The organism is Scytonema sp. PRP1, from assembly GCF_036697665.2.
GTDB classification, from domain to species: Bacteria; Cyanobacteriota; Cyanobacteriia; order Cyanobacteriales; family Nostocaceae; genus Kalymmatonema; species Kalymmatonema gypsitolerans.
In genome coordinates this window covers 75,513-87,601 of the sequence record NZ_JBAHYJ020000137.1, presented here as the reverse complement: position 1 = coordinate 87,601, position 12,089 = coordinate 75,513, and the positions used below count along the sequence as shown (strand labels likewise).

Below are 12,089 nucleotides of genomic sequence, written 5' to 3'. Positions count from 1 at the left end.
ACCAATTAGGCACAAAAATTGTGTCCTCACGAATTCCCTCCCAAATCAAAGCTGTTCCTTTGATAGACCCTCTGGGGCTTTCGACAATTATCTCATCGCCGTTATTAATGCCTGCTGCTTGCGCTACTTTGGGATGGATTTGAACTAGGCGAACACCGTTCATTTGTTTACCCGTGTAAGTCCAGTGTGTGACGGAGTGAAAATGAACCACACTGGATCTGCCAGTCATGCCCATAAGCGGATACTCCCTATGAACCTCTCCAGAAGAGACTTTCCCTAATTTGACCTTTTGGGTGAATGCCTGCGGATTCACCGGATTTTTTACTAGTTGCTCTGTATACTCAATGGTAGGATGTTGACCAGTAACTTCCGGATGAGTGTAGAAGATCGGTAAGGCAGGGTGTCCAGCGATCGCTAGCTGCTTTTGCATCTCGGGCGTATAAATCTCTACCTTGCCACTGGGCGTGAGGAATCGCTTGCCTTTATTCTGAGGATTGAGAGCCTGTGCTGCACTATACCAAGAAGGATGCTCCAGGTAAAGAGTACTGACACCGGGATGATCCACTGATGGGCAGGGCCAGCGCAAGGGTTCTGAACGCGTCTGCATGCGTTCCGTCGTCATTCCACCCATACCGGGAGTGTTTGCCACGAAAGTTGCCCAAAGATTGCGGTAGTCTTTCCATGCCTGAGGAAAGTTTTCTGTCCAGTATTGCGGTGGATTGCGTTTGTCTAACTTTGCTGTGGCGTGTGCCAGGTCAATCCAGATGTGCCAGTCTGGTTTGGACTCTCCTACTGGGGGAACCACTTGCTTTTGCCAACGGATTGCCCGGTCATCTCGTCGCATATAAACGGTTTCCATTTCAAAGCCACTGGTGACAGGTAAAATGATGTCGGCGTAGTAAGCAGACTCCTCCATGAACAATCCAGTGTAGACGTAAAAGTCTAATTTGCGGTACGCTTCCTGTACTTTAGCTGTGTGCGAGGAGGCGAGAAGGGGATTGCCTTGGGTAACAATAGCTTTTAGCTGGTAAGGTTTGCCTGTGAGGATAGATTCAGGAAAATATTCTGGTCCAACAGGCAGGGCAACATCTTTCTTTGGTGTGTTGCCTTTGATGGGTGGCAGATTTAGCCCACCGGGCCAGGTGTTGTGCATGAAATTGCAGCCTCCACCATTGATACCAATGTTACCTGTTATCGCGGCAAGAAATGCCAGAGTGCGGTAGGTGTCGAAAGCTCCCACTTGGTGAGAAATTCCAGCATTGCAGAAAATGGCAGCGGGCTTGGTTGTTGCGTAAGCCTCAGCAAGAAGTTTGATTTTAGTTGCTGGAATATCCGTGATTGCCGCAGCCCACTCAGGCGTATAGTTGTTACTGACAAGGTGCTTTTTGAGTTCGTCAAAGCCCAGTACCCACTTTTGCACAAAGGCAGTATCATACAAGTTGTTGCTGACAATGTGGTAGAGCATTGCCAAGACTAGAGCTAAGTCCGTGTGCGGCTTAGGTGCAATCCATTCATCTGCTTGCGCTCCTGTAGGAGTTAAGCGAGGGTCGATGACGACTAGCTTTGCTTTAGTCTGAGCGCGGCTTCTGAGAAGATAGGCAAAGGTTACTGGATGAGTTTCCGCTTGGTTGGTGCCTAAGAAGAGAAAAAATCTGGCAGACCCTAGATCTTGTTTGCCCGTTGCGCCATCGATACCGTAGCCATTAGTAAAATTACCTAAACCAAAAGTCCATGCTAAGGCATTTCCACCAGCATCATTGCAGACAGGACCTACATCCGTGTCATTGGGACTACCCAAGAGGGTGAAGTAGCGTCCGACTAGAGAACCAGTGCCGCGTGGTAATCTACCAGAAGTTTTGTTGGCGATCGCCCTAGCTTCCCCCGCATCTCTCAACGCCAGAAACTTGGCGGCGATCGTCTCTAATGCTTCGTCCCAAGAAATCTGCTCAAATTGAGAATCGGGTGAACCCTTTTGCCCTGCAACCCGCTTCATCGGGTGAGTGAGGCGGAAGCGATTATACACCAATTGCGTCATCATCGGACCCTTGACACAAAAGCCTCCTGCCTGTACTGGGTCATCCGGTTCGCCTAACACATCTATAATGCGTCCGTCTTTCACATGAACCTTTAAACGGCACAGAGAGTTGCAGAATTGGCAGGCACTATCTATAATCTTGTCCGGTTGCAACGCACCTGATTTTTGGGTAAAATCAAATTTAGTTGATTCGATGACTGCACTATTGCGGTTTTCCTCGGCAGCATCTGCCTGTTGTTTTCTGAGTAACTCTGCTGCGGTGACAGTGGCGGTACTGACTGCTACCCCTTTGAGAAAACCCCGCCGTGAAGTCTTTATCTTGCGTGACATGATTGAGATGCTCCCTGTAAGTTGGTAAGAGAGTGTTGATATCCTCATACAACTATAGGCAAGAACCCAGCTGTCGAATCACAAATTATTTGGGAGCCTGCCCCACAAATTAACTGTCGTTACCGCTCATAGAAACCTAGACAAAGCTACCCAAAGGTAGTGAATTCTCGACATCTACGTTTGCAATCTTAGTCCAAAGTCCTAAAACTACTGGGATAAACGGCAATCCCACTATCCCATCCATAAAGTTTGGGATTACTTTTCGAGCTATATTCATGCTTCCATTGGTGTCTGCATTGATTGTTCTGCCAGTGTTTGTTTTGTATAGACCTCGTTTAACACGTTTGCCACTAAATACGGGTTTTGTTTCTGATTTACTGTTGAAAGTTGGTAATTTATCACCGTCCAAAGCACTAGCCTTTGATGTGTAACTTTCCTCAGTTAAAATCACTTCGATACCTGCTAATTGTGCTTTATAAGTTAACAAGTCAATCAACTTAGCATGAGGAATTTTGGTAAACTCTTGATTGTTCTTTTTACCAATATTGATTTCCTGCTTCCATCCTTGGTTATTGCCGATGATTAATTGACCAATATCGTTGAGTTGACACCAGTTAATGACACGACGACTAACTGTATGGAGATAGTTATCAATTCTTCTATCGCGCTTACTGTTGAGTGCTTTAATTTGTCTCCAAGCTTCAATTGATTGCGCTAAGGCTACTCTTTATTGAAAAATTGGTTAATACTTTTCAACGGTCTACCATTAATCAAAAGCGGTCTGATACCGGGATGATTGGATGTTATAGCCATTAAGTTGTTTAAACCAAGGTCTACACCAGCAATGTACTTACCGTTTGATTTCGGCACGTCATCAATTGTGTAAATAACCTCAATAACATAGTGGTCTAGCTTAGGAACAATCCGCACTTGGTCTACATTTTTAGCTTGAGTAGAAAATTCTATACTAGTCAGAATAGTTTAACAATACCTTTAGCCAAGGCAGGTTTTGATATTGCATCTATCGGGTAGATGACAACGTTTCTACCATGCTCTTTATGCTTGTATCCTGGTATTTTAGGTTTGCCAAGATATTTTTCCGGATGTTTTGACCAATCCTTTAACGCTGTTAACCAACCTTTCCAAGCGTCCGCTACTCTACGAACAATCTGTTTACTAACTTTGGTTGGCAGATATCGATAAGACTCCAATTCTTTAGTTTGGTGATAGATGTCAATTGAGTTGTAGTATTTTTTGGTTTCAAAAAAGTATTGACGTTGAACGTAGTTAGCCGAATTGTAAAGATGTTTAGACTGTAGTGCTAAATAGTCGCACTCTTTCCAAAATTTGTGCTGTTTGTTGACTATATGTTTCTCTACTAGCTGCATTTGACTCGACCTTTCAAATGTATCATAGTCGTATCATATATGAGTGTGATAGGGAGTTGTCAATATGGCTGGTAAAAAAATCTATAACGAGTCAAAACGTAGATTCACTATGACTTTAACGGAAACAGCAATACAATGGCTTGAAGAAAAACAAGCAGAATTAAGCGCAAACAGTCTTAGCGATGTTATTGAACGTATGGCACGAGAAAAGCTACCCAAAAATGAGTAGCAATGGGTAGGTTTGTCTAGAAATTAAGTTACAGTTCCTTACCCCGACATCTCTGGAGGGGGGCAATTTGACCCTTGGGTATCTCGTCGATAGATGACTTTTGCAAGAAATTTATGATTGTTGAGAATTCGTAGCTTATTCTAAAAAATGCTGTGGTTAGAAGGGTAATAATAATTGTTAAGCTACTTGAATATTTTTATGGGCAGCCAGGGCGAAGGCGACAAAATCTCTAACCCGTTTGAGGAACTATTAGATAAGTTAAGTATTTTCACACACAACTCGGGTGCTGACGATAAAGCTTCGCGTCGTAGGTTCGATGGTTGGTCTTTGTCGGAGCGAAACCCTGAGGCGATAAAAGCTTGGATGCCGATATGGGAATGGTTCTACCGCTACTATTTTCAGGTTCAAACCTCTGGCTGGCATCATATGCCATCGGTTGGGAAAGTGTTGATTGTCGGTTCCCATAATGGTGGGTTAGCTTCACCAGATACATCGATGTTTATGTATGACTGGTTCCGCACCTTTGGCTATGAGCGATTAGTCTACGCTTTGATGCACCCGTCAGCCTGGCAAACTCCCATCTTCGCTTTGCCGGGTGCCCACGTGGGGGCAATTATAGCGCATCCCAAAATGGCGATCGCTGCTCTACGAAGAGATGCAGCGCTACTCGTTTACCCAGGAGGTGCCCAGGATTTGTTTCGTCCCTACAGTTGGCGAAACCGAATTCATCTGGCAAATAATAAGGCGTTCATCAAGCTGGCTTTGCGGGAGGAGGTGCCAATTGTGCCGATTATTTCTCATGGTGCACACTCAACTCTGATTGTGCTAGCTGACCTCTACCAACAGGTGAAACAATTGCATGAATGGGGCTTTCCCTGGTTACTTGATGGCAACACGGGCGTCTTCCCAGTTTACCTTGGGCTGCCTTGGGGGGTGGGGATTGGACCTGTACCAAATTTCCCGCTCCCCATGCAGATTCATACTCGTGTCTGTGCACCGATTGTGTTTGAGCGTTACGGTTGTGCCGCTGCTCGTGACCGTGGTTACGTAGATGCTTGTTACGAAAGGGTTCGTACCATGATGCAAGCGGAACTCGATGACCTAGTACAAAAGTATGACTGCCAGTAGCGCAAATGAAATCTACCAGAAGCCGCCCTCTAGGTGTCGGGAGCATCGCTGATGGGTAGGCTCCGGCAGGCGTTGTTTGCTTAGCCACAGGTTCCGGTTCCTGTGGCAGACAAGATGCAAGATGTGGAACTTCGTGAAACTTAAAACTTACTTTGCTCCCGGTATCAGCTTGATGACATTTGCTCTAATAACGGTGTCATAGCTGTAGCCATACTTTCTCAAATCCAAAGTGTCTTTTGGTGTGACAATATCATCTTGTGAAAAAGCAGGTAGCATGGATAACAAATCCCCTGGTGTCCAATTCGCTGGAGTGGACTCACCGCCATCCCAGGGCCACAATCGGTCATTGAGATTTTCTCCATAATGTCCACCTGAGGCAGGATAATAATTGCTACCTTCATGCCCGTTTGCCTGCCATTCAGCCCAAAGGCGATCTACATTAGAATGAATTAGCCAAAATACTGGATCGTTGATAGAACAAGCAAGGTCAGCCATCGTGCCAAGAGCTTCGGGACGACCTACCGCAGGGTCAAAAGTAGCCCCACCGACGAAGCTATGAAAGTAGTTATGTTGAAACACTCCAGGCGTTGGTTGTTGACTAGAACTATCCAGTTTAATAAATCCTTCTAGAGCTAGACGAAAAGTTCCATAGTCGTCAATAGCAAGGACTTGATCCATATCTTCTTTAGGAAGAGGGTAACTATTTGTAGGAGGCGATTGCATAAAGCGTAAGAGTGTGTCGCCCAATGATTTTCCCGAGGGCTTAGTATGTAAGTCTGGGTTGATAACCCATCCATTGGCTTTTGTAAAAGGACCAGACACAACAGGTCCTCCTTGAACATTACCTAATTGGGGGATGTTGAGATTGACTCCTTGACCATTTGGTCCCAAAAAGTCATCTTGAAAGATCACTTCTAACGCCTTAGGATCTGTCCAATCCCAGTAGGGAATCGTCACATTCGGGTCTACTGATTGTAAGGCTTTTTCAAATCGGTATACCAACTCACGATGCCACGGTAGTAATAGAGCGCTTTCATGAGCACCATCATGCCCCGCTGCTGGACCTTGGGCACTATCGTACATTAAACCCATTGCTCCCAGATGGACTGCAACAAACTGGTCATAGATACTGACATTGCTACCTTCTGGGAATGTATGTTTTAATGTCTGCACAGCATGAACGAATGCTTGTTTCTCAGATGAGGTTAGGTCAACAACGTTCTTTCTAACACGTGCTCTATAAGGAGGAATCCTTTTACTAATAAGACCCTTGCTGTTTGCAGGAGCAAGAGTAGAATCAGCGTTATAAAATACTGGCAGCTTGGTATTAGAACTGCCGTTGACGATCGCATTTGATGCCTGTTGATGCTGAGCATTATGGGAAAGTGCGGGACTTCCAAACACGACTAGGGCAGCAACTATAGTAGCAATAATGACTGTTTTGATAGTTTTGGGGAAAATTTTCATAATTTACACTTCTTTGTGTTCTCAAGATAAGATTTGCTGGGCATTCGGGTAATATCAATGGCTTATAAGTATATAAATTTACATAAATTAGATTTGCTCACAATATAAAATTTTTCGGAAAATCCCTCTATTCTTTTGCAAATAGGGAGAAAGCCGCTTGTCGAATCAAAAATTATGGCTTTTTTGTTACTTTGATGAAAGAAAAATATTATACTGACCAAGCTAATTAGTATGATCATGGATTATGCGATCGCAGGACGCCATAACGCCTATCGCGCAAGTCTAGGTCGAAAATCCTGTTGTTTGCTCTTGGCTACAACGACTACGGTTTAATTACTCTGTCGAACTTACGTGGTATAAAAGTGAATTGTGAGAAGATTGCGATATGTGACTCAATTACTTGTAAAATTCTTGACATGAGAAAAAAGTTAGTTGTACCGTCTATTTTTCTTTGTTTGATGAACTCTTCTTTTGCAAACGCACAAATCAGTAATTTTGAAGACCCGAGACTGACGCTCTCAACTGTTGAGGCGGATTGGTTAATCAAGACTGATAAAACTGAAAGACCGCAAGTTGGTAGTAGTTCTGCGACATTGCTCAAAGCCGAAAATGAACTACAATTTCAGGGTGAACTGGCTGCTATTCAAGGTAATGAAGGACTTGTCGGGTTTGCGCTTGTAGAAGCACCTTTGCCCCTAGATTTAAGCGCATACAAGTACATTGAGTTTTACGCTAAGTCCAAAGATCCTGGAGTTGTTTATACCCTCACACTTAAAGATGAGCAAGCTCAACAGGACACTGGTACTCTCACATTTGAGCAAGAGTTTATTGTTGGGACAGAGTGGACAAAGGTAAAGCTTCCTTTGAGCCACTTTAGAGCAAAGATTCGTGGCAGACTTGTTGATGGCTTCCAATTGGATTTGCAAAGAGTGCGATCGCTCTCTTTTCAAATCAATCGCAGCAATCAGGAAGCAGGTTCACCAATTCCATTGCAATTTGCTTTAGATATAGGCTCACAAGTATATGTAACAAATCAAGAGTGAACTCATTATTGGTTTGTTGTGCTTACGCCATAAAGAGACTGGAGAGATTTTTGGTAAGCACTGATTCGCACTTCTAGTTGAGCTGCGCTCTTTTTCAAACCCAAAGAACGCAGAATTTGGACAGCAGCCATTTCACCCGTTCTACAACCACCTTCCATATAACCTTGGAACTTTTGGGAGCAATGTTCACCAGCAAAAAACAGATTCCCCACCTGTTCTTGTTCAGCTCCTGCAATTGTTGTCCACTGTCCAACGAGATAGCAAGCATAGGAGCCTTGTGTATATGGTTCTCTGCGCCAATAAGCACAGATGGGTTGACCCTGGCGTACACTACTCATTCCTGGGAAAATATTTTCTAATTGTGATAGCAGTTTTTGAGCTTGAGATTCAGCCGAACGTAGCCCTAGTGGTAAACTTTTTTGACCGCCAGTAAAATTGGTAAGTACACCACTTGAACCTGGTTGATAACGAGAAGCTTCCCAGATGGCTGCAAAGTCTAAGTCAGTAGAAACAAATGCAGTTGAGTTATACCGTGTGCGCCATATGCGTTCTTGATAAGCAGTAATTAACTTGGCATTGTTACCATAACCTAAGGAAGCGATCGCTTTCTTTTTCACTGCTGGCAAATCCACATTTAATGAGACTTGACGCAGAGTAGTAAATGGTAACGCCAGCAAAATTCGCTCATATGTGCGTTCAAAGGAGCGGTTACCAGAACGTAAACTGACTCGGTAACTGCCATCGCTTCGAGTCGTGATCGCTTCTAATTCGGTCCCTGTTTCAATAGAATTTGTCAAAAATCGCGCTAATAAACTCGGGACTTGGTCATTCCCACCAACAATCTGATAACGTTCATCACTTTCCCCAGTAATCTCAAAGCTGCTTGGATCTGTGCCAATAAAAAGCAGCATATTCAGACTAGACTGCTCGCTCGCTTCTCGACCGTATAAACCAGTGTAAGCGACTTGTATTATCTGACTAAGAATTGGGTGAATTTGCGCGGAGTTCAAGTACTGAGTGATAGAGGTATTATCCAACTGAATCGCAACTTGATTGCGTGTGCGATAAGTTACGGGAGTCTTGCCAAGGGCTGCTAAATCCTGCTTTATCTTCTGCACCAGTGGAGTGAACCACTGTGTGATTTCTTTTTCTGATATTTTACGTCCTTGAAAATACGATGTCCCTTGTATCAAATCCTTGTCACCAGTATACAAATCTGCAATTCGCAAACCTAATTCCTGTGCCAAAGAGCGTAACCTGGTATGGCTCGTGTCGATAAATTCTCCACCCAAGTCTACAGGTATAAAAGTACCAGCAAAATTTTGTACTGTATATATCCGACCGCCAACGCGATTTCTTGCCTCGATAATATCTACTGGCACTCCAGCTTGAGAAAGACGATAAGCGGCGACGAGTCCAGCAATTCCCGCACCGACTACCAATACTTTGGGAATTGTGGCAAATGCAGCCGAGTCATCTCCACCATGCCATGTCACCGCACCGATGGCACTTGCTAATCCCAAACCCCCATAGATCAGGCGACGACGAGTGGTCTTTTGGTGGAGAATATCAACGATTTCGTTCGCAGGAATTCCTGTTTCAACAGATGCGTTGGTGATTTTGTAAGCTCGCCGTAATGATGCCATCAACGCCGATCTCGCCATTGGGGTTGCCTTAATCTTTTATCTTGTGATCAGAAATATAGCTTGGAAAGTACTACATAAATGTGCAGTTATTGTTACATTTGTTTAGATAAGTTGACAGTTCAACTATCAAAAAGTAGAGAAGCCAACAATGCTGATTAGTTGTTAGCAGGACTTGTGTTTGCACCTGAAATATTAAGGCGATCGCGGAGCGACTCCTTCGGAGTATCGCCAAATTCCCGGACTTGTTAAAACTACCCACGCTTTGGACTCACGCTGAGTTTTACCACACAACCGCAAAAGTAAGTTCTCTGAGATCTTGCACTTTTGGGTACAAACCACAATTAAGTAAAAAGCGCTGAAATAAAGTTACCAGTAATGACGTGGAAAGTTGCGGGAAACGTCGAAAAATTGCTCCTTTTAGGATTAAACTATACTAGGGTTTTGCTAATTCAAAGTTGCACACTGAGCAAAAATCAATTATGTATATATGTACTTACTAATTCCAGCTGCAGGAATGGGTCGTCGGATGGGCAGTAATCGAAATAAACTGCTACTCACCTTGTTAGATAAACCTCTGATTGCTTGGACACTTTTAGCAGCTCAAGCTTCTGAGCGTATCCGCTGGATAGGCGTGATTGTTCAGCAAGAGGACTGGGCTAATTTGCAAGAAATTGTCAAGAATTTATCCCTGACAAAGCCGATACATTTTATTCTGGGGGGAGCAACCCGCCAGGATTCAGTGTATAACGGGTTGCAGTCCCTACCCGCAATTGCAGAACATGTATTGATTCACGATGGAGCTAGGTGTTTGGTAACACCCGCCTTGTTTGACCGATGTGCCGAGGCAATTCTCCATTGTCAAGGTCTGATTGCGGCTGTTCCTGTCAAAGACACCATCAAAATCGTAGATCAAAAGACACATCTGATTACGAATACACCAGATCGACGCCAACTTTGGGCGGCTCAAACCCCTCAGGCATTTGAAGTAGAGCGACTCAAGCAGTGTCATGCCGAAGGTCGTCGCTTGGGTTGGGAAGTGACAGACGATGCTGCCTTGTTTGAACAATGCCAACTGCCTGTGCAAATTGTGGAGGGAGAGGAGACGAATTTGAAAGTAACGACGCCTGTAGATTTGGCGCTTGCCGAATTTATCCTCCGGCAGCGATTAGGAGACCGATAGAGGCAATCTCTAGAGGCAATATTTCGATTGCTAGATATTCAGTTGTCAGACACCAGCAAGACTACGGCATAGGCACTCATCCCCTCTTCTCGTCCAACCGGACCTAGCTTTTCATTGGTGGTTGCTTTGATGCTCACTTGGTCAGGTTCTAATTCTAGAATGCTTGAGAGTCGGGCGCGTATTGTCTGGATATGAGGCTTGAGTTTAGGTCGCTCTGCCACCACTACAGAATCAATATTGCTAATTTGCCACCCCCGCTCCCGTACCAACTGATGCACCTTAGCCAGGAGAACTGTACTGTCAGCACCTGCCCACTCTTGGTCGGTGGGCGGAAAGTAATGACCAATATCTCCCAAACTTAAGGCTCCCAGCATTGCATCCATAATCGCGTGAGTCAGCACATCAGCATCGCTGTGACCGAGCAACCCCAATTCATGGAAAATCTCCACTCCTCCCAAAATCAAAGGGCGACCTACAACTAAGCGGTGGATATCGTAACCGTTACCGATCCTAATATTCATAAATTCGCCGCTATCAATTGACTAACTGCCGATTCTGTGCTTACCTGAGTGAGTTGTGCCGATCGCTCAGGGCGACCAACAGTTTTACCAATCACTGCTAACTCGAGCATTAATTCCTGATATTGTTTTGGTGTTAGAGACTGAGGACCATCTGAAAGTGCCTTGGCAGGGTTGGGGTGGACTTCAATCATCAGAGAATCTGCCCCTGCTGCGATCGCAGCCTTAGACATGGCTGGCACATACTCGCAAAAGCCTGTGCCATGACTCGGATCAACCATAATCGGTAAGTGAGTCAGCGATCGCAGCACGGGTATAGCTGCCAAATCTAATGTATTCCTTGTATACTGTCGGTCAAAAGTGCGAATTCCCCGCTCGCACAAAATGACATTTGGGTTGCCTGCTGCCAGAATGTACTCAGCTGCCATCAGCCAATCTTCAATTGTAGCGGCGAGACCTCGCTTCAACAGAACAGGCTTACCTTGAGCACCCACTTTCTTAAGTAGTGAGAAATTCTGCATGTTGCGAGCACCAATTTGGATAATGTCTGCAACAGAGGCAACCTTCTCAAGATCGGCTGTATCCATAACTTCTGTCACAATACCTAGTCCGGTAACCTCACGAGCTTTCAAAAGTAAGTCTAAGGCACTCTCACCATGTCCTTGGAAAGCGTAAGGAGAAGTTCGGGGTTTATAAGCTCCACCACGTAGGAACTTAACACCAGCCGCTTTGACTTGCTGAGCTGTCTGGACGATCATCTCTTCATTTTCTACTGAACAAGGTCCAGCGACATGAACGATAGGGTGGTTTTGACCAAAGGCGACAAATCCTAATGGCGTTTCTACAAACACCTCACTTGGCTCTCCGTGGCGGAATTGGAGGCTAGCCCGTTTAAAGGGCTGATTTATCCGCAGAACTTGCTCAATAAAAGGACTGAGTTGTTGGATTTCTAGAGGATTGAGAGCTGCGGTATCACCTATTAAACCAATAACTAGTTTGTGATGACCTCTACTTGTTTCTGGTGTGATTTTCCGGTTGCGGAGTTCATTGCTGATGCGCTCAATTTCTCCTAATGGCGTGCTGGAGTTCATAACTACAATCATTGATTGCATCTCCCTAATGTTC

At 44.7% G+C, this 12,089-nt stretch carries 12 protein-coding genes; 4 read left to right on the top strand and 8 right to left on the bottom strand.

The genetic code is table 11. The annotated features are described in order from the left end of the window. From V5G28_RS36310 to V5G28_RS36295, 4 genes are all read right to left on the bottom strand, one after another. Positions 1 to 2,365 (bottom strand): molybdopterin-containing oxidoreductase family protein (locus tag V5G28_RS36310; RefSeq protein ID WP_332990397.1); only part of this gene is annotated, 2,365 nt, incomplete at its 3' end. 136 nt (positions 2,366 to 2,501) lie between these two features. Next, complete coding sequence (locus tag V5G28_RS36305; protein WP_336231561.1) at positions 2,502 to 2,984, bottom strand: transposase; 483 nt, start codon at positions 2,982 to 2,984, stop codon at positions 2,502 to 2,504. 101 nt (positions 2,985 to 3,085) lie between these two features. Next, positions 3,086 to 3,295: a hypothetical protein gene (locus V5G28_RS36300; RefSeq protein WP_336231560.1), complete on the bottom strand. Its 210-nt coding sequence runs from the start codon at positions 3,293 to 3,295 to the stop codon at positions 3,086 to 3,088. Between the two features lie 41 nt (positions 3,296 to 3,336). Next, complete coding sequence (locus V5G28_RS36295) at positions 3,337 to 3,753, bottom strand: hypothetical protein (RefSeq protein ID WP_336231559.1); 417 nt, start codon at positions 3,751 to 3,753, stop codon at positions 3,337 to 3,339. A gap of 64 nt (positions 3,754 to 3,817) precedes the next feature. On the opposite strand from V5G28_RS36295, the gene V5G28_RS36290 reads away from it, so the two are divergent. Further along, complete coding sequence (locus V5G28_RS36290; RefSeq protein ID WP_332990391.1) at positions 3,818 to 3,982, top strand: hypothetical protein; 165 nt, start codon at positions 3,818 to 3,820, stop codon at positions 3,980 to 3,982. Between the two features lie 198 nt (positions 3,983 to 4,180). Further along, positions 4,181 to 5,110 (top strand): lysophospholipid acyltransferase family protein, encoded by a 930-nt coding sequence (locus tag V5G28_RS36285; protein ID WP_332990389.1) that lies wholly within the window; start codon positions 4,181 to 4,183, stop codon positions 5,108 to 5,110. A 147-nt stretch (positions 5,111 to 5,257) separates the two neighbouring features. Here V5G28_RS36285 and V5G28_RS36280 read toward each other — a convergent pair whose 3' ends face one another. Beyond that, positions 5,258 to 6,577 carry a tyrosinase family protein gene (locus V5G28_RS36280; protein ID WP_332990386.1) on the bottom strand — a complete coding sequence of 440 codons (1,320 nt, stop codon included), beginning with the start codon at positions 6,575 to 6,577 and terminating at the stop codon, positions 5,258 to 5,260. Between the two features lie 458 nt (positions 6,578 to 7,035). Here V5G28_RS36280 and V5G28_RS36275 point away from each other — a divergent pair, with 458 nt between their 5' ends. After that, positions 7,036 to 7,620: a CIA30 family protein gene (locus V5G28_RS36275; RefSeq protein ID WP_332990384.1), complete on the top strand. Its 585-nt coding sequence runs from the start codon at positions 7,036 to 7,038 to the stop codon at positions 7,618 to 7,620. 5 nt (positions 7,621 to 7,625) lie between these two features. Here the strand turns inward: V5G28_RS36275 and V5G28_RS36270 are convergent, their stop codons facing one another. Further along, a complete protein-coding gene (locus V5G28_RS36270) occupies positions 7,626 to 9,284 on the bottom strand; it encodes a flavin monoamine oxidase family protein (protein ID WP_332990382.1) in 1,659 nt (552 codons plus the stop codon). A gap of 469 nt (positions 9,285 to 9,753) precedes the next feature. On the opposite strand from V5G28_RS36270, the gene ispD reads away from it, so the two are divergent. Beyond that, positions 9,754 to 10,446, top strand: coding sequence for a 2-C-methyl-D-erythritol 4-phosphate cytidylyltransferase (gene ispD, locus V5G28_RS36265; protein WP_332990380.1), 693 nt, complete (start codon positions 9,754 to 9,756; stop codon positions 10,444 to 10,446). Positions 10,447 to 10,484: 38 nt separating this feature from the next. Here ispD and ispF read toward each other — a convergent pair whose 3' ends face one another. Further along, on the bottom strand, positions 10,485 to 10,967 hold the full coding sequence (gene ispF / locus V5G28_RS36260) for a 2-C-methyl-D-erythritol 2,4-cyclodiphosphate synthase (protein ID WP_332990377.1): 483 nt from the start codon (positions 10,965 to 10,967) through the stop codon (positions 10,485 to 10,487). Beyond that, positions 10,964 to 12,067: a 3-deoxy-7-phosphoheptulonate synthase gene (gene aroF / locus V5G28_RS36255; protein WP_332990375.1), complete on the bottom strand. Its 1,104-nt coding sequence runs from the start codon at positions 12,065 to 12,067 to the stop codon at positions 10,964 to 10,966. The genes ispF and aroF overlap by 4 nt, the downstream gene beginning before the upstream one ends. Positions 12,068 to 12,089 lie beyond the last annotated feature (22 nt).